This window comes from Pseudomonas sp. 2822-17, from assembly GCF_002742485.1.
Taxonomy (GTDB): Bacteria; Pseudomonadota; Gammaproteobacteria; order Pseudomonadales; family Pseudomonadaceae; genus Aquipseudomonas; species Aquipseudomonas cyclaminis.
In genome coordinates this window covers 76,284-94,304 of sequence record NZ_LJRZ01000350.1, presented here as the reverse complement: position 1 = coordinate 94,304, position 18,021 = coordinate 76,284, and the positions used below count along the sequence as shown (strand labels likewise).

Sequence of the window (18,021 nt, the reverse complement as noted above, 5' to 3'; positions counted from 1 at the left end):
ACTCATGGGTTAGACTGAAAATAAAGTGTGGCTAATTATTAGCCAGCTAAGCATGAGCCCCGCCACTAGGCAAGAGTTGCTATGTACTGAATCGTTACGTTGTCGTAATTGGCACACTAAATTTCGAATTCAGACTGCAAAGCGGCCCGCACGCAGTACAAAACGCCCTCAGGCACACGTCCGGCAAACAGGGGTGCGATCTCAGCAACGGGTGGCAATTCGCCTTCTCCGTCGAGGAATGCGTCCTGGATTTCACCGAGCAAATCTTCCGGTAAATCAAGGGCCTGCTCCAAGGACAGCTGCTGCTTGCCGATCGATTCAGCGAGCAAGGTGTAGACGTTCTTCTCCGAGCATTGCAGCTGGCCGGCGATCTGGATCGGGGTCATGCCGGCACGTGCCAGACTGATGAGTTCGTGGCGGATATCGGCGATTTCCTTCGGTGCTTCGGCCTGGCCGCCGAGCACTTCGAGGAACGCCTGGCCGTAGCGCTCCAGCTTGCGCGCACCGACACCGCTGACCCGCGCCATCTCGGCCATGGTGGTGGGCTGCTCGCGCAGCATTTCCAGCAACGTGGAATCGGGGAAAATAACGTACGGCGGCACGCTGTGTTCCTGGGCCAGCTTGCGCCGCAGGGTACGCAGGGCTTCCCACTGTTCGCGCTCCTCGCCGCGTACAAGCTGGCTGGCCTGACTGGTGCTGGTCTTGACGGTGGTTTGCGGCTTGAGGTCGCGACGCAGTTCCAGGCTCACTTCACCCTTGAGCAGCGGGCGGCAGCTGTCGTTAAGACGCAGACCGCCGTAGCCTTCGATATCGATGTCCACCAGGCCGCGTGCGACCATCTGACGGAACAGCGAACGCCACTCGCCCTCGGCGCGGGCTTTGCCGACACCGTAGACCGAGAGTTTCTCGTGGCCGAAACTGCGGACTTTTTCGTTGTCCTTGCCCAGCAACACATCCACCAGATGGCCCACGCCGTAGCGCTGGCCAGTGCGGTAGATAGTCGACAGCGCCTGGCGCGCCGGCTCGGTGGCGTCCCACGTCTGCACGCCATCCATGCAGTTATCACAGTGGCCGCACGGCTGCGGCATGTCTTCGTCGAAATACGCCAGCAGGGTCTGGCGGCGGCAGCGGGTCTCTTCGCACAGCGAGAGCATGGCGTCGAGCTTGTGCTGCTCCAGGCGCTTGTGGCGCTCGTCGCCTTCGGAGTTCTGCAGCATCTGCTTGAGCATCACCACGTCCTGCAGGCCGTAGACCATCCATGCATCCGCCGGCAGGCCATCACGGCCGGCGCGGCCAGTTTCCTGGTAGTACGCCTCAAGGGATTTGGGCAGGTCCATGTGGGCCACGAAGCGCACGTTGGATTTATCGATGCCCATGCCGAACGCGATGGTGGCCACCATGATCAAGCCTTCCTCGTTGAGGAAGCGCTTCTGGTGAGCAGAGCGGGTTTCGTTGGGCAAACCAGCGTGATACGGCAGCGCCGGATAGCCTTGTTCACAGAGAAATGCAGCGACTTCATCGACCTTCTTGCGCGACAGGCAGTAGACGATGCCCGCATCGCTGCGCCGTTCAGAGAGGAACGCGAGCAACTGCTTGCGCGGCTGCTCCTTGGGCACGATGCGGTAGAAAATATTCGGCCGGTCAAAGCTCGACAGGAAACGCTCGGCATTCTGCAGGTGCAGGCGTTCGACGATTTCTTCACGGGTGCGCTTGTCGGCCGTGGCGGTCAGGGCAATGCGCGGAACGTCGGGAAACAGCTCGGCCAATTGACCCAGCTGCAAATACTCGCGGCGGAAATCATGACCCCACTGGGAGACACAGTGGGCTTCGTCGATGGCGAACAGGGCAATTTCCAGGCTCTGCAAAAACGCCAGCATGCGCGGCTGCACCAGGCGCTCGGGGGCCAGGTAGAGCATTTTGACTTCGCCGCGCTTGATGCGTGCGGCCAGGTCGCGCTGCTGCTCGGCGCTGAGGGTGGAGTTCAAGGCAGCCGCGGCGACGCCGAGCTCTTCCAGGGTCGCGACCTGGTCGTCCATCAGCGCGATCAGCGGCGACACCACCACGGCCAGCCCGTTGCGCAACAACGCCGGCACCTGGAAACACAATGACTTGCCGCCGCCGGTAGGCATCAGTACCAGGGCATCACCACCCTTGGCCACGCGCTCAATGATCGCACCCTGGCGGCCACGAAAACTGTCGTAGCCGAAGATGTCCTTGAGGACGCGTTGAGCCTGATCGAGCATGTATAACTCCAACAAAATAGTGCCGAAATCCCTCTGTACAGGCTGGTCGAAAAAACGCGGATTCACGAAAAATAATCCGTAAGCGAAGTTTTCTCGACCTGGCGCTTGGCCTGCAGGGGCATCACAAAACGCGGCAGTATACCCGAGCGCCATCCGGCAAAGGGCGCCGCTGACGAATTGCAGCCCGTCTCTAAAACCTGGCAAATGTGCACGCCGACTGGCTTGGGCGCGCAAGAAAGCCTAGAATTCAGCATCGTTTATTCCCAAGGTAATTCTTCAATGTCCTTCGCTGAGCAACTAACCCGCCTGCAAGCCTTCCTCGACGCCGATGAGCTGCATGACGAGGCGCTGGACTACGTGGCCGCCCACGGCTACCTGACCGCCCTGTCGATCTGCTCCGAAGTCGTTCCCGACCGCGAATGGATCGATGCGCTGTTCGCCGAAGAGCCGCATTACGAACACGACGCCCATCGCGAAGAAATCGAATCCACCCTGCTGGCCCTCAAGGCCCACATCGCTCGCCAACTGGCGTCTGATGAAGAGTTCGAGCTGCCTTGCGAACTGGACCTGGGCGACGACCCGGACGACTCCGACCTGCGCGGCTGGTGCATCGGCTTCATGGAAGGCGTATTCCTGCGTGAAGCCGCCTGGTTCGAAACCGCCGAGGAAGAAGTCAGCGAAATGCTCCTGCCGATCATGGTCGGTTCAGGGCTGTTTGAAGAAGAAGCTGAATTTTCGGACATTGCCGCCGACGCCAACCTGATGGACGACATGATCGTCCAGATTCCGGAAGCCCTGACCGCCCTGTACCTGCTGTGCAACGCCCCTGACGAAAAACCGGCGATCCTCAAGCCACGTCACCACTGAGTCCCTTGCCCGTGACACCCATGGGCAATCGCTCGCTGCTCCTGCGCTACGTGCTGCTGGCTATCGGCTGGCTGAGCGTAGCGCTGGGGGTGATCGGCATTTTCCTACCGGTATTGCCGACCACGCCCTTTCTGCTGCTCGCCGCCGCCTGCTTCGCCCGAAGCTCCCCACGTTTCTACCACTGGCTGGTGCAACACCCGCGCCTGGGCCCGTGGATTCGAGATTATCTGGACGGCAACGGCATCCCGCTCAAGGGCAAGGTCTACGCCATCGGCTTGATGTGGCTGAGCATCGGCCTGTCCTGCTACCTCGTGCCACTGCCATGGGCACGCGGGTTCATGCTGACCAGCGCGGTATTGGTGACGATCTACATCCTGCGTCAGAAAACCCTGCCCCCACGCTAGGCGCCGCCCTGCGACATTAGATCCCACACGACCTTGGTCGACACTGACTAACCCCAGCCATCATGCGAGACTGTCCAACCGGGCCTGGAATGCCTGGGTGTTCCTATGCTCGGAGTTACCATGACGCTGTCCAGCGGGCTGATCGCCGCCGTTGCCCTGGCCTATATGGCCATTATGTTTGCCATCGCCTTCTACGGTGACCGCCGCCGTGCGCCTTTGCCGCCGCGCGTGCGCGCCTGGGTGTACAGCCTGTCGCTCGCGGTATATTGCACCAGTTGGACCTTCTTCGGCGCCGTAGGCCAGGCCGCCGAGCAGTTGTGGGCGTTTTTACCGATCTACCTCGGACCGGTGTTGTTGCTGGTGTTGGCGCCCTGGGTGCTGCAGAAGATGATTCTGATCAGCAAGCAGGAAAACATCACCTCCATCGCAGACTTTATCGCCGCACGCTACGGCAAGTCCCAGTCCCTGGCCGTGGTGGTCGCGTTGATTTGCCTGGTCGGCGTGCTGCCCTACATCGCCCTGCAACTCAAAGGCATCGTGCTGGGGGTGAACCTGCTGATCGGCGCTGGCGCCGACACCACCGGCACGCGGGCCCAGGACACGGCGCTGATCGTGTCGCTGGTGTTGGCGCTGTTCACCATTGTGTTTGGCACGCGCAACCTCGACGCCACAGAGCACCACCGTGGCATGGTGCTGGCGATTGCGTTTGAATCCCTGGTCAAGCTATTCGCGTTTCTCGCAGTGGGCGCGTTTGTGACCTACGGCCTCTATGACGGTTTCGGCGACCTGTTCAGCCAGGCAATGCTCGCGCCACGCCTGGAGGAGTACTGGAAGGAAACCGTCAACTGGCCGTCGATGGTGGTGCAGACCGGCGTGGCGATGATGGCAATCATCTGCTTGCCGCGACAGTTTCATGTGACCGTCGTCGAGAACATCGACCCACAGGATTTGCGCGTCGCCAAATGGGTATTCCCGGCGTATCTGATCCTTGCCGCGCTGTTCGTGATCCCCATCGCCCTCGGCGGCAAAATGCTGCTGCCGGGCTCGGTGTTGCCGGATTCCTATGTGATCAGCCTGCCCATGGCCGAAGCCCATCCGGCGCTGGCGGTGCTGGCATTTATCGGCGGCGCCTCGGCGGCCACCGGCATGGTGATTGTGGCGAGCATTGCCTTGTCGACCATGGTTTCCAACGACATGTTGCTACCGTGGCTGTTGCGCCGCTCCAGCGCCGAGCGGCCGTTCGAGGTGTTCCGCCACTGGATGCTCTCGGTGCGTCGGGTCAGCATTGTGATCATTCTACTGCTGGCTTACGTGAGCTACCGTTTGCTGGGTTCTACGGCGAGCCTGGCGACTATCGGTCAGATCGCGTTTGCCGCCGTGACCCAGCTCGCCCCGGCCATGCTCGGCGCGCTGTATTGGAAACAGGCCAACCGGCGCGGGGTGTTTGCCGGATTGGCGGCGGGCACATTCCTGTGGTTCTACACCTTGGTCCTACCCGTAACGGCGAAAAGCCTGGGCTGGTCCCTCAGCCTTTTCCCCGGCCTTACGTGGATGCATTCCCACCCACTGGGGTTGTCCGTCACACCCCTCACCCTGGGCACCGTGTTCTCCCTGGCGGGCAACTTCACCTTGTTTGTGTGGGTGTCGATGCTGTCGCGCACGCGGGTGTCGGAGCACTGGCAAGCCGGGCGTTTTATCGGTCAAGAGATCAGCCAGCGTGCCAACGCCCGTTCGATGCTGTCGGTACAGATCAGCGACCTGCTGAGCCTGGCGGCGCGTTTTGTCGGTGAAGAACGGGCCCAGCAAAGTTTTATCCGCTTCGCTTATCGCCAGGGCAAAGGCTTTAACCCCAATCAGAATGCCGATAACGACTGGATCGCCCATACCGAGCGCCTGCTGGCCGGTGTGCTCGGTGCCTCTTCGACTCGCGCGGTAGTAAAAGCTGCGATTGAAGGGCGGGAAATGCAACTGGAGGACGTAGTACGCATCGCCGATGAAGCGTCGGAAGTCCTGCAGTTCAACCGTGCGCTGCTGCAGGGCGCCATCGAGAACATCACCCAGGGCATCAGCGTGGTCGACCAGTCGCTCAAGCTGGTAGCCTGGAACCGGCGCTACCTGGAACTGTTCAACTACCCCGACGGGTTGATCAGCGTGGGCCGGCCTATCGCCGACATCATCCGCTACAACGCCGAGCGCGGCCTGTGTGGCCCCGGCGAGGCTGAAGTGCATGTGGCGCGACGCCTGCACTGGATGCGCCAGGGCCGCGCGCACACCTCCGAGCGCTTGTTCCCGAATGGACGGGTGATCGAGCTGATCGGCAACCCGATGCCCGGCGGTGGGTTTGTCATGAGTTTCACCGACATCACCGCGTTCCGCGAAGCCGAGCAGGCCCTCACCGAAGCCAACGAAGGCCTGGAGCAGCGGGTGACCGAGCGCACCCATGAACTGTCGCAGCTGAATGTGGCGCTCACCGATGCCAAAGGCGTGGCCGAATCCGCCAGCCAGTCGAAGACACGCTTTCTCGCGGCCGTCAGTCATGACCTGATGCAACCCTTGAACGCCGCACGCCTGTTTTCCGCCGCCCTCTCCCACCAGAACGACGGCCTGTCCACTGAAGCCCGGCAACTGGTGCAACACCTGGACAGCTCGCTGCGCTCGGCTGAAGACCTGATCAGCGACCTGCTGGATATCTCGCGCCTGGAAAACGGCAAGATCAACCCACAGCGCCAGCCCTTTGTGCTCAACGAACTCTTCGACACCCTGGGCGCGGAATTCAAGGCGCTGGCCCAGGAGCAGGGTTTGCGTTTCCGCCTGCGCGGCAGTCGCCTGCGGGTCGACAGCGACATCAAGCTGCTGCGACGGATCCTGCAGAATTTCCTGACCAACGCTTTCCGTTATGCCGATGGCCCGGTGCTGCTTGGCGTACGCCGGCGCAAGGGTGGGTTGTGCCTGGAAGTGTGGGACAGAGGCCCCGGCATTCCGCAGGATAAACAGAAGGTGATCTTCGAAGAATTCAAGCGTCTGGACAGCCACCAGACCCGCGCCGAAAAAGGCCTGGGCCTGGGTCTGGCAATCGCCGACGGCCTGTGCCGCGTGCTGGGCCATCGCCTGAGCGTGCGCTCGTGGCCAGGCAAAGGCAGCGTATTCAGCGTGCGCGTGCCGCTGGCGCGCAACCAGGCCAGCCCGCAGCCCAAGCCGACAGCGGAAAACGGCCAACCCTTGAGCGGTGCGCAGGTGCTGTGCGTGGATAATGAAGAGAGCATCCTGATCGGCATGCGCAGCCTGCTGACGCGCTGGGGCTGCGAGGTGTGGACCGCCACCGACCAAGCGCAATGCGCGGCATTGTTGGCTGAAGGGGTGCGGCCGCAACTGGCGCTGGTGGATTACCACCTGGACCATGGCGAGACCGGTACGCAATTGATGGGTTGGCTGCGCGCGCAATTGGCGGAGCCGATTCCCGGCGTGGTCATCAGTGCCGATGGCCGCCCGGAGATGCTGGCCGAGGTGCATGCGGCGGGGTTGGATTACCTCGCCAAGCCGGTGAAGCCTGCGGCGCTACGGGCGTTGTTGAGTCGGCATTTGCCCTTATAGGCTGTGTGTACTCAACCAAAATGTGGGAGGGGGCTTGCTCCCTCCCACACTTCGATCTGCGTTTACTCGGGGACGTGCGCTACTCCATCTGAATCGGTCATCGCCCGCTCCAACAGATCGGCCGGCAGGCTTTTACTCGCGCGAGCGCCGAGCAACCGCAATTGCTCGGTACGACTGACCAGATTTCCGCGCCCATCTGTCAGCTTGTTTCGCGCCGCGCTGTAAGCCTTATCCAACTGCTGCAGACGGTTGCCCACTTCGTCCAGATCCTGAATAAACAGCACAAACTTGTCATACAGCCAACCCGCACGCTCGGCGATTTCACGGGCGTTCTGGCTTTGGCGTTCCTGCTTCCACAAGCTGTCGATCACCCGCAGCGTAGCGAGCAATGTGGTGGGGCTGACGATCACGATATGGCGGTCGAAGGCCTCCTGAAACAGATTCGGCTCGGCCTGCAACGCGGCGGAAAATGCCGCTTCGATCGGCACGAACAGCAACACAAAGTCCAGGCTGTGCAAACCTTCCAGGCGTTTGTAATCCTTGCCGGCCAAGCCTTTGACGTGATTGCGCAGCGACAGTACGTGCTGCTTCAGTGCCGCCTGGCCGATCACTTCATCATCGGCCGCGACGTACTGCTGATAAGCCGTCAGGCTGACCTTGGAGTCCACCACCACCTGCTTGTCGCCGGGCAACATGATCAGCACATCCGGCTGGAAGCGCTCGCCGTCCGGCCCTTTGAGGCTGACCTGGGTCTGGTATTCGCGGCCCTTTTCGAGACCTGCATGTTCCAACACCCGCTCAAGGATCAGTTCGCCCCAGTTGCCCTGGGTTTTCTGGCCCTTGAGGGCGCGGGTGAGGTTGGTGGCTTCGTCTGACAGGCGCAGGTTCAGTTGCTGTAGGCGCTCAAGCTCCTTCGCCAAGGAAAAACGCTCACGGGCCTCGTTCTGATAGCTCTCTTCCACGCGCTTTTCAAAGGACTGGATGCGCTCTTTCAACGGGTCGAGCAGCTGGCCCAGGCGTTCCTGACTGGTTTCGGCAAAACGCTGTTCACGTTCGTCGAAGATTTTGCCGGCCAACTCGGCGAACTGTGCGCGCAGCTCATCCCGCGAGCCTTGCAGGTCAGTGAGGCGCTGTTGATGGCTGTCCTGCTGCTCGCGCAGCTCAGCGCGCAAGCCGGCCGCCAGGGCGTCGAGGCGGCGCAATTCGGTGTCCTTCGCGCTGCGGTCGAGGTTCCAGGCGTGGGCGGCGTCGCGGGCGTTGTCACGGTCGATCTGCAACAGCTCGACTTCACGGCGCACGGCGGCAAGGTCGGCTTGCTTGGCGGCGTTGGCTTGGCTCAGGTCGCTGATTTCATCGCGACTGGCATCCAGTTGGGCGGCGAGCCCCTCCTGCGCCAGTTGCGCGTTGGCCAAGCGCTCTTCGAGCAGTTCCCAGCCGGTGGTGCGCGCGCTCAACCGCCGCTGGATCTGCCAGCACACGGCCAATAAAGGCACTGCAGCGCCAGCAACGCCCAAGGCGATACTGGTCCAGTCAAAAGCCATAGCCATTTCTGCCATCACCGAAAAAGAGCAAGGTTAACCAAGCATAGGGCGCGAAGACAGCTCAGTCTTCGACCTGGCCCAGTTCGCGTTGGGCGCGACGGTCACCGGCACGGGCTGCCAGGCGCAGCAGGTCGTGGCCGATGCGGCGGTCGCGGGCGTTGCCGCACTCACGGCACATCAATTGGCCGAGGCGGCTCTGCGCGGCGACCACGCCTTCACGGGCCGGCTGCTTGAGCAAGCGCCCGGCGAAATGTTTGACGTTGTTGCTGTGTCCCAGGCGCGGGCTGTCGAGCAACCACAGGGCAACCTTCAAGGAGAAGCGCTTGGGTGCGGTAACAGTCTGTGGGGTATCGGTAACAGGAGTTGATACTGAGCGAAACTTCATAAAGCACTGTGGGGCAGAACAGAAGGCGCGCCACTCTACTCTTTTTTTCGTACAGGTAAAGCTGAAAAAACCGTGCACGCCCGTTCTAGAGCAAGCGCTCGGGACAATCCACAGAAGCTGTGGATAACTCAGTGGACAACCCACCTTTAACTCGCGCAAAGGCCCATGGAACGGGGCTCGCAGTCAAACTGACGATTTTTTCACCAATAAAAAAAAGCCAGATTTTTCATTGACTTAAATTTCCATTGCAGGCAAATGCCGGCCCGGCGACGCAGTTGACAGCTAGGTTACACACCTCGCAACTAATGTGCACAAGTACCGCTCCGATGGTTATATCCCCGGCTTTTTTTGAAGCGACTGACTTCAAAAATGTTACCGCCGCCGCAAAACGGGGACTTTTCAAATCCATACCGGCTCGCCACACTGCCCGACGGGCAACGCAACGCTGGGTAGGTCGATGAAAGGAATTCTGTTATTCGCCGTGTGGTTACTGGCCATCTGCGCCATCTCATTGGGGATCAATGTCGCGCTGCCATCCCCGGATGGGGCGCTGTTTGCCATCGCTATCCTGCTGTCGGCCGCTTTCACGGCCGTAAGCCTGTGCATCGAGTTGGGTGAAGGCCGCATCAACGATATGGCCGATGTGATGAAGGCGGTCGAGACCGGCCAATCACTGCGTCTGACCCTTGCCGCGTACGGGCTGGGCTGCTCGATGGCGGCGGCCGTCACCGTATTGGTCTACCGCAGCCTGCTGGGCAGCTGATTGAAGTTTTTTGGCTAACACACTTCCCTTACCTGTTTCAATCCGTTACTATCCGCGGCGTTAGTACCAAGCTGAAAGTCAATTCTGGTCGAACAACTCCCCTGAACAACACGGGATCGACCACCTCGATGGTTTCCAGGTATCACTTGCGACGACACTGCCTTTGAACAAGCAAAGGGTGTTGCGAAGTTTCCATACTCTGACCGAACCAACCTGCAAATTGATCAGGATCTTCACCCTGGGCCCAGAACCTTTGCCCCTGTTGTGTTGCCTGCCCTCCTAAGTACCTACCTGCCAGCCCAAGCGCGCCTAACTTATTAGCGCTTCAAACTGGCTGCTTTGTTCCAGTCGGGTTCTTCGTTTGATCAATGGTGATCAACGTTACTGGAACGTTTTAACGTTGCACGGTTCTTAATCCGTGTCATTTGTAGGAACACCAATAATATGAACGCTCAAATCCATACTCAGGATGCCATTCGCACCCTCACCAATGCTTTTGCTCCAATGAACTGCCTGATCATGGCCGCTCGCAAAGGCTGCTTCAGCTTCACTCTGGTCAACGAACACGGCATCGCTCGTCACAGCGAACGCCTGTACCCCGATCAATACTCCAGCGCAGAACCGCTGCAGGCCGTGATCGAGCGTACCCGTCAGGCACTGGTTGCCTGATCGACCCGAGTCGCTGAAACACAAAAAACCCTGTTTAAAACACAGGGTTTTTTATTGCCCGCGATTTGAGTTTTGAGGAGATTCACTAAGTTCAAATCGATATAAACGTTATAACTGGATGAATAAGATGTTTTAAAAACAGTCCTTTACATCACGAATATGACACTACACTTCAACTCAAGCGGCATGATCCGCTTGCGGCGAGCCTGAGATCCGATCCACTGCTGCCAAGCCCCCTCCTTCTCAGGCCTCGCCCACCACTTTCACGGATTGAGGCTTGTATGGGTATCGCTGCCAGTGAATTGTGTCGTTATGTAATCCGGCCGACGTTGATGTACCTCGGCCGGGAAAGTCCTACGGCTGAGTCCCTGCTGCTGGGTATTGCGGCCAGCCAGTCGGAATTGGGTTCAGCCTTGCACGATCGACGCGGCCACGGCCTGTACAGCATCACCGAACCCCGCCATCGCGCCTTGTGGGACACCTATCTGGCGCTCGATCCGGAACGTGCCAGCCTGGTACGCGGTTTGGCCAGCCAACATGCGTTCCTCAGCGCGCCCCAGTTGGAGCTCACCGTCAACCTGCGTTACGCCACGGCAATCGCCTGGCTCCTGGTAGAACAACACAGCCCCGCACTGCCGGCGGCCGGTGATGTTTTAGCCATGGCACGTATCTGGAAAGAAATATTTCATCCGCAGGGAAGGCTGCGCGATTTCACTCAAACCTGGCAAACCTGTGTTTCACCCATGAATCACGCGGTTTGCTGACCGGGCAATTTGCAAGATTCGCCAAAAACGCTGAATTTTGGTCGGATTGTCCTACAAAACCGCTCTATCTCCTACATTACAGCCTATAGCGCGATGTTAATTTTATTGGTACTTTCCGCAGCGGTGATCACCACGGAGTTCTAATAATGAAAAAAGTAATGCTCAAGACCACACTTAGCCTCGCCGTTGCCATGGCATCCTCCCAACTGTTCGCGAGCGGTTTCGCACTGAACGAACAGAGCGTCAGCGGGATGGGTACGGGTTTCGCAGGTCGCTCTTCTTCTGCCGATGATGCAAGCACTGTTTACGGTAACCCTGCCGGTATGTCTCGCCTTAATGGCCAGCAGATTACGGGCGGTGTTGCGGCGATTGATGCCTCGACCAACATCAAGGATACGGGCGGCGCCTCCAGCGGCTCGAACAAAGGTGACATGGTACCGTTCACCGCCGTGCCATTCGGTTTCTACACCAACAAACTTGACGACCAGTGGGCCATCGGCTTCGGTGTGTATGCACCGTTCGGCCTGGTGACCGACTATGAAAGCGGCTTCCAGGGCCGTGGCTTCGGCAGCAAGAGCGAAGTGAAGGTCATGACCTTCCAGCCAACTGTCAGCTACGCGTTCAACGACCGGGTGTCGATTGGCTTTGGTCCGACCATCAACCGGATTTCCGGCGTGCTGGAATCTGACAAGACTTTGTCCCCTGCATTCTCCGATACCAATGTCAAAATCAAGGGCGACGATACCGCGCTGGGCTTCAACGTCGGCGTGCTGGTCCAAGCCACCGATACCACCCGCGTCGGCCTGACCTACCACTCCAAGGTGAAGTACAAGCTCGAAGGTCACACGACCGTCAGCGGCCCGGCTGCCACCCAAGGCTTCCTGCGTAACAACCGTTACGACGCCTCGTTGAAAATCGAAACGCCGGAATCCTACGATCTGTCGGTCACTCAAGACCTGACCGATGCCTGGAAACTCTACGGCGGTGCAACCTGGACCCGCTGGAGCCGCCTGAAAGAAATCACCGTCAACAACGAAGGCGTGACGGGTGCCAACGGCGGCATCCTGGCCCCGAGCCGAATCAGCAGCATCACTGAAGAGCAGAACTGGCACGACACCTGGGCCTACGCCGTGGGTACTTCGTATCAGTTGACCAAGCAGGTCGTGCTGCGTACCGGCCTGACCTTCGACCAGTCACCAACCAACAACACCGACCGTTCGCCACGTATTCCTACTGGCGACCGTACTATCTTCAGTGTTGGCCTGGGCTACAAAGTGATGGATAACATGACGGTAGACCTGGCTTATTCCTACCTCAAGGAAGAAGACGTCAAGATCAACAACACGGCTGCCCCGTCCAGCTACCGCGCCAAATACGAAAACAGTGCCAACGGTTTCGGCCTGGGCATGACCTACACCTTCTAATTCAGACAGGTGTAAAAAAGCCCCGCTCTCCTGCACAGGAGGCGGGGCTTTTTAGTGACCGACGTTCAGGGCTTGGACGCTATCGCCGCCTCAACGGCCTTGATCAGCTCCGGGCTGTCCGGCTTGGTCAGGCTGGAAAAATCGCCGATCACCTTACCCTGGCGATCCACCACATACTTGTAGAAATTCCACTTCGGCGCATTGCTTTGCTGCGCCAACACCTTGAACAGATTCACCGCGTCCGGCCCCTTGACCTTCTGCGGTTCCGTCATGGTGAAGGTTACCCCGTAGTTCACGTAGCAGACCTTGGCGGTCTCCTCGCCGGTCTTGGCTTCCTGCTTGAAGTCATCGGACGGTACGCCGATCACTTCCAACCCTTGATCCTTGTAGCGCTGATACAAGGCTTCGAGACCTTTGAACTGCGGCGCGAACCCACAGAAACTCGCGGTATTGACGATGACCAGAGGTTTACCGGCAAAACGCTGACACAGGTCGATGGACTCCTTGGCGCGCAGTTTGGGCAATTGGCCTTCAAGCAAAGGTGGGCAATCGGCAGCCAACGCCACACCACCAAAAGCCGCCATCAGCACAGGTACAGCCAGCCAGCGCATCTGCATGTCGAAACGTCCTTTCTAGAGTTCAGGGATCGAACTTAACAGATCGACATACCCAGTTGCATCAATGCCAGCCCACCGCGTTGCCAGCCCCACCATGCCAGTATCAGCAGGATCAGCCCCGCAGTGATCAATAAACCCCGTGCTGTCAGGCTCATGCCGCCTCCATTTGCGCCTGCAAACGCGCCACCGGCCGCTCGCGAACCGGCCAATTGAGGGCGGCTGCGAGCAGGCTCAACACAATGGCACCCTGCCAGATCACATCGTAGTTACCGGTTCGATCATAGACCACCCCGCCCAACCAGCCGCCGAGGAACGAACCGATCTGATGGAACAGGAACACAATCCCACCGAGCATCGAAAGATTTCGCACACCAAACAAGGTGGCTACGGTGCCGTTGGTCAGCGGCACGGTGGACAACCACAATAAGCCCATCGCCATGCCGAACAGATAGGCGCTGATTTGCGTCACCGGCGCCCACAGGAACAGCACAATCACCAACGCGCGCAGCAGGTACAACCCGGTCAGCAAGCGCGGCTTGGACATGCGCCCACCCAACCAACCGGCGGTGTAGGTGCCGACGATATTGAACAGGCCAATCAACGCCAGCACCGTGGTGCCCGTGCTGGCCGGCAAGTGCTGATCGACCAGATAGGCCGGCAGGTGCACACCGATAAACACCACCTGGAAACCACAGACGAAAAAGCCAAAGGCCAGCAACCAGAATCCGGAATGTCCGCAGGCTTCGTGCAAGGCCTCGCGCAGGGTTTGCTGCCCGGCCAGCACCGGCAGCGGCCGGTCCTTGAGCATGCTGACCAGCGGCAGGATCAACGCGACCATCAGGCCCAACGCAAGCAGCGCCGCCGACCAGCCCAGCCAACTGATCAAGCCCAAGGTGCCAGGCACCATCGCGAACTGGCCGAACGAACCGGCGGCACTGGCGATGCCCATGGCCATGCTGCGTTTTTCCGGCGCCACGGCACGCCCGACAACGCCCAGAATCACCGAAAACGAGGTGCCGGACAGACCGATACCAATCAGCAGGCCAGCGCTCAGCGAAAGCGACCACGCGGAATCGGACAAGCCCATCAACACGAGGCCCACGGCGTACAGTACCCCGCCGACAAAGACCACTTTGGTCGCGCCGAAACGGTCGGCCAACGCGCCGGCAAATGGCTGCGCCAGGCCCCAGATCAGGTTTTGCAGCGCGATTGCCAAGGCGAAGGTGCCTCGGCCCCAACCGAATTCGCTGCTCATCGGCGCCAGGAACAGGCCGAACCCGTGTCGAACGCCCAGCGACAACGCCAGGATCAGCGCACTCCCTACAAGGATCCAACCACTGGTGCGCCACATCGAGGTCATTTCTTATTCTCCGCTCGCGGGTATATACCCGCTTGTGTTCGAACAAACTCACCTTCAGGCGAGTTCATCCAGCAAGGCCAACAAGGTTTCGCGTTTATCCGCGCCGAGTTGATCGATCAATTTCTGTTGCGCCGCTTCCCAGGCCGGCAAGGCGGCGGCCAGTCGTTCTGCACCGGCGTCGGTCAGCAACACCAAGCGATTGCGCAAATCATTGCCCTCGACCAACTGCACCAGCCCTTCGCACTCCAACACCCGCAAATTACGCCCCAGGGTGCTGCGATCCAGGCCCATGGCATCCGCCAGGCTTGAGATGCTCGGCTGATCGAGACGCTGCAAGTTGCACAGTAAAGAATACTGGGCAACGTTGATCCCGAAGCCGTCGAGGGCGCCGTCGTAATGCCTGCTGACGCCACGGGCGGCACGTCGCAGGTTGGTGCATAAACATTGGGAGGCAAGCATGGAACGTGTATATACCCGCGATTATGGAAATGCAAGAAAGTGTTACAGCGCCAGGCCGACCAGTACGACGACTTCCAGCAGCTCCAACAAGGCCCCTGCAGTGTCGCCTGTGGTGCCGCCGAGGCGATTGACCATCAACTGGCGCAGGCCCATGAAGCAGATAGCCGCGAGCAGCACGGCAATCCCACCGCTGAAACCTGCGATAAGAATGCAGGCCAGGCCACTGAGGATCAGCACCTGTTGGCCGACGAGCCGAGGTAAGTGATCCGACAATGCCTGACCCAATCCACCTGCACGTACGTAACGTGTGGTCAGAAACAACGCCAGCATCGACGCCCGCCCGATCAGCGGCGCCAGAATCAGTGCAGCGCCGTTGTGCTGCTCGATCAAGGCTACCAGTGCCGTGAACTTGAGCAGCAACACCAAGCCCAGGGTGACCACCGCAATCGGCCCGCTGCGCGGGTCTTTCATGATGGTAAGGGTGCGCTCACGGTCGCCGAAACCACCGAGCCAGGCGTCAGCGCTGTCCGCGAGGCCGTCCAAGTGCAAGCCGCCACTGAGCAGCACCCAGGCCGTCAGCAGCAGTGCGGCATGCAGCAACAGCGGCGCGCCCGTCAGCACCGTATTCAGCCCCCACAGCAACAGCCCGAACAGCAACCCGACCACCGGATAAAACAGCAACGAGCGCCCCAGCTCCTGAGGTTGCGGCATACCCGGCAACCGAATCGGCAAACTGCTGAGAAATTGCAGCGCGATCCAGAACGGCAGCATCGTCAGATTCCTTCCTTCAACACGCCATCGGCGCAGACCTGCAAGCTGAACAGCCCGCCATGGCCAACTTCGACATTCAGCAATTGCTCGCGAGGCAAACCTCGGGCCTGGGCCAGCAGCAAACGCATCACCCCGCCATGACTGATCAACAGCACCCGCTCACCGGCATAAGCCTGATGCAAGCGTGAGACGGCGGCTAAAACCCGTTCGGAAAAATCCCTGACCGGCTCGCCTTCGGGTGGCGTGAAGCTGTAGGGGTCGGCCCAGAACAGGCCCAGACCATCGGCGTCGGTTTCCATCAACGCCGCCGCGCTCTGCCCTTCCCAGGCGCCGAAGTGCAACTCTTGCAGATCCTTTTCCAGACTTACCGGCACCTTCAGCCGCGCCCCCAACTCATCAGCGAACTGCGCGCAGCGTTGCAGCGGCGAACTGACCAGCCGGTCCCAAGGCCCCTGCGCAACCACGGCGGCGCGCATCTGCTCCCAGCCCTTGACGGTGAGCGCATCGTCCAGGCTACCGCGCAGGCCGCCGCCCAGCTCGGTTTCGCCGTGGCGCAGCAGGTCCAGGTGCAAGGTCATGCCGGACGATCTGCCACGGCCGCCTCGGCAAACGTCGCCATCTGCCCGTGCAGCGCACACGCCAGGCGCAACAACGGCACAGACAATGCGGCGCCGCTGCCTTCGCCCAGGCGCAGGCCCAGTTCCAGCAAAGGCTGTGCATCAAGGCTTTGCAGCACATGACGATGGCCCGGCTCCGCGCCACGATGGCCAAACAGCAGCCAGTCGCGGCAGCCCGGATTAAGGCGCGTAGCCACCAGCGCGGCGACCGTGCAGATAAACCCGTCCACCAACACCACCACGCCTTCCTGGGCACACGCCAGATAAGCCCCTACCAACGCGGCAATCTCAAAGCCGCCCAGGTTGAACAGCGTGTCCAGCGCATCACCGCGCTGCGTGGCATGCAACGCCAATGCACGCTCGATCACGGCAACTTTGTGGCTGACACCTGCGGCGTCAAGCCCGGTACCGGGGCCCGTCAGGTCACTGACCTGGCAGTCGAGCAACGCACACGCCAACGCACTGGCGGCGGTGGTGTTGCCGATGCCCATCTCGCCGCCGATAAACAACTGCGTACCGCTTTCACGGGCACGCAAAACGCTGTCGCGACCCGCTTGCAGCGCCAGTCGGCCTTGGGCACTGGTCATGGCCGGGCCATTGACGAAGTTGGCAGTGCCCGCGCCGAGATTCAAATGACGCACGCCCGGCAGGCTCAGCGACGGGTTGACCGTACCGAGGTCGACCACTTCCAGCTGCGCCTCCAACTGCCGCGCCAAGACACTGATCGCCGCGCCGCCGGCGACAAAGTTATGCAGCATCTGCCCGGTCACTTCCTGGGGAAACGCCGACACACCTTCGGCAACCACACCATGGTCGCCGGCAAAAATGGCAATCCACAGCTGATCAACCGTCGGTTTGACCTGCCCCTGCAAACCGGCCAATTGCACCGCCAGCGCTTCCAACTGGCCTAGGGAACCGGCCGGCTTGGTCAACTGCTGCTGGCGCGCCAGGGCCTGTTCGTACGCCGAGGCGTCAATCGTCTTACAAGGGTTGAGCCACCAGGTGTCAGTCATAACGCAGTACCTTTCAAAGTCAGGGGCAGGCCGGCAACGGTCAGGACAACACGCTGACATCGCTCGGCCAAGGCTTGATGCAGCCAACCGGCTTCATCCACATAGCGGCGAGTCAATTCGCCCAGCGGCACGACACCCATTCCGGTCTCGTTGCTGACAAAAATGATTTCCCCCGGCAGCGAAGCCAGGGTTTGCAACAGCTCATCGCGCTCGAACGCCAGGCGCACCGAGTCGTCGAGCATCAGCAGATTGGTCAGCCACAGGGTCAGGCAATCCACCAACAGGCAGCGGTCGACGGCGGCATTCTCACGCAGCACGCGCGCCAGCTCGACGGGCTCTTCGATCAAGCCCCAGTCATCAGGACGACGCTCGCGATGCAAGGCAACGCGGGCATTCATCTCGCCATCAAGCGGTTGGCTGGTGGCGATATAAATAACCGGCAACGCACTATCAACTGCAAGCCGCTCAGCCAGTCGGCTCTTACCCGAGCGAGCACCGCCCAAAATCAGCTGAAGCATGAACCGCCCCCCACT

The 18,021-nt window shown here is 60.3% G+C and carries 17 protein-coding genes; 7 read left to right on the top strand and 10 right to left on the bottom strand.

Annotated features, from left to right (window positions below):
- Positions 1 to 116 precede the first annotated feature (116 nt).
- The gene (gene recQ / locus AOA60_RS08855; RefSeq protein ID WP_099584096.1) at positions 117 to 2,243 is read right to left on the bottom strand and encodes a DNA helicase RecQ; all 2,127 of its coding nucleotides are present in this window, start codon (positions 2,241 to 2,243) and stop codon (positions 117 to 119) included.
- 279 nt (positions 2,244 to 2,522) lie between these two features.
- Here recQ and AOA60_RS08850 point away from each other — a divergent pair, with 279 nt between their 5' ends.
- The 3 genes from AOA60_RS08850 (at position 2,523) to AOA60_RS08840 (ending at position 7,105) form a co-directional block, all read left to right on the top strand.
- Positions 2,523 to 3,110 (top strand): YecA family protein, encoded by a 588-nt coding sequence (locus AOA60_RS08850; protein WP_099584095.1) that lies wholly within the window; start codon positions 2,523 to 2,525, stop codon positions 3,108 to 3,110.
- Positions 3,111 to 3,130: 20 nt separating this feature from the next.
- Positions 3,131 to 3,514, top strand: a complete 384-nt coding sequence (locus tag AOA60_RS08845; RefSeq protein ID WP_099584094.1) for a YbaN family protein — start codon at positions 3,131 to 3,133, stop codon at positions 3,512 to 3,514.
- Between the two features lie 120 nt (positions 3,515 to 3,634).
- Entirely contained in the window at positions 3,635 to 7,105 is a 3,471-nt protein-coding gene (locus AOA60_RS08840) for a PAS domain-containing hybrid sensor histidine kinase/response regulator (protein ID WP_099584093.1), read from the top strand.
- 62 nt (positions 7,106 to 7,167) lie between these two features.
- On the opposite strand, the gene rmuC is transcribed toward AOA60_RS08840, so the two are convergent.
- Both rmuC and AOA60_RS08830 read right to left on the bottom strand, forming a co-directional pair.
- Positions 7,168 to 8,532, bottom strand: a complete 1,365-nt coding sequence (rmuC, locus tag AOA60_RS08835) for a DNA recombination protein RmuC (RefSeq protein ID WP_178075336.1) — start codon at positions 8,530 to 8,532, stop codon at positions 7,168 to 7,170.
- 175 nt (positions 8,533 to 8,707) lie between these two features.
- Positions 8,708 to 9,031: a hypothetical protein gene (locus AOA60_RS08830; protein WP_099584091.1), complete on the bottom strand. Its 324-nt coding sequence runs from the start codon at positions 9,029 to 9,031 to the stop codon at positions 8,708 to 8,710.
- A gap of 457 nt (positions 9,032 to 9,488) precedes the next feature.
- On the opposite strand from AOA60_RS08830, the gene AOA60_RS08825 reads away from it, so the two are divergent.
- The 4 genes from AOA60_RS08825 (at position 9,489) to AOA60_RS08805 (ending at position 12,651) form a co-directional block, all read left to right on the top strand.
- Positions 9,489 to 9,794, top strand: coding sequence for a hypothetical protein (locus AOA60_RS08825; protein WP_099584090.1), 306 nt, complete (start codon positions 9,489 to 9,491; stop codon positions 9,792 to 9,794).
- Positions 9,795 to 10,238: 444 nt separating this feature from the next.
- A complete protein-coding gene (locus AOA60_RS08815) occupies positions 10,239 to 10,463 on the top strand; it encodes a hypothetical protein (RefSeq protein ID WP_003175353.1) in 225 nt (74 codons plus the stop codon).
- Positions 10,464 to 10,744: 281 nt separating this feature from the next.
- The gene (locus AOA60_RS08810) at positions 10,745 to 11,227 is read left to right on the top strand and encodes a hypothetical protein (protein ID WP_099584089.1); all 483 of its coding nucleotides are present in this window, start codon (positions 10,745 to 10,747) and stop codon (positions 11,225 to 11,227) included.
- A gap of 146 nt (positions 11,228 to 11,373) precedes the next feature.
- On the top strand, positions 11,374 to 12,651 hold the full coding sequence (locus AOA60_RS08805) for an OmpP1/FadL family transporter (protein ID WP_099584088.1): 1,278 nt from the start codon (positions 11,374 to 11,376) through the stop codon (positions 12,649 to 12,651).
- Positions 12,652 to 12,716: 65 nt separating this feature from the next.
- Here the strand turns inward: AOA60_RS08805 and AOA60_RS08800 are convergent, their stop codons facing one another.
- From AOA60_RS08800 to cobU, 7 genes are all read right to left on the bottom strand, one after another.
- On the bottom strand, positions 12,717 to 13,268 hold the full coding sequence (locus tag AOA60_RS08800) for a glutathione peroxidase (protein WP_099584087.1): 552 nt from the start codon (positions 13,266 to 13,268) through the stop codon (positions 12,717 to 12,719).
- 151 nt (positions 13,269 to 13,419) lie between these two features.
- The gene (locus AOA60_RS08795) at positions 13,420 to 14,619 is read right to left on the bottom strand and encodes an MFS transporter (protein WP_160385062.1); all 1,200 of its coding nucleotides are present in this window, start codon (positions 14,617 to 14,619) and stop codon (positions 13,420 to 13,422) included.
- A 63-nt stretch (positions 14,620 to 14,682) separates the two neighbouring features.
- Entirely contained in the window at positions 14,683 to 15,087 is a 405-nt protein-coding gene (locus AOA60_RS08790; RefSeq protein ID WP_099584085.1) for a MarR family winged helix-turn-helix transcriptional regulator, read from the bottom strand.
- Positions 15,088 to 15,129: 42 nt separating this feature from the next.
- The gene (locus AOA60_RS08785) at positions 15,130 to 15,858 is read right to left on the bottom strand and encodes an adenosylcobinamide-GDP ribazoletransferase (protein WP_099584084.1); all 729 of its coding nucleotides are present in this window, start codon (positions 15,856 to 15,858) and stop codon (positions 15,130 to 15,132) included.
- 2 nt (positions 15,859 to 15,860) lie between these two features.
- Positions 15,861 to 16,436 carry an alpha-ribazole phosphatase family protein gene (gene cobC, locus AOA60_RS08780; protein ID WP_099584083.1) on the bottom strand — a complete coding sequence of 192 codons (576 nt, stop codon included), beginning with the start codon at positions 16,434 to 16,436 and terminating at the stop codon, positions 15,861 to 15,863.
- Positions 16,433 to 17,488, bottom strand: a complete 1,056-nt coding sequence (cobT, locus tag AOA60_RS08775) for a nicotinate-nucleotide--dimethylbenzimidazole phosphoribosyltransferase (RefSeq protein WP_099584082.1) — start codon at positions 17,486 to 17,488, stop codon at positions 16,433 to 16,435. Before cobT ends, cobC begins: the two co-directional genes overlap by 4 nt.
- Positions 17,485 to 18,006 (bottom strand): bifunctional adenosylcobinamide kinase/adenosylcobinamide-phosphate guanylyltransferase, encoded by a 522-nt coding sequence (gene cobU / locus AOA60_RS08770; RefSeq protein ID WP_099584081.1) that lies wholly within the window; start codon positions 18,004 to 18,006, stop codon positions 17,485 to 17,487. The genes cobT and cobU overlap by 4 nt, the downstream gene beginning before the upstream one ends.
- Between the last annotated feature and the right edge of the window lie 15 nt (positions 18,007 to 18,021).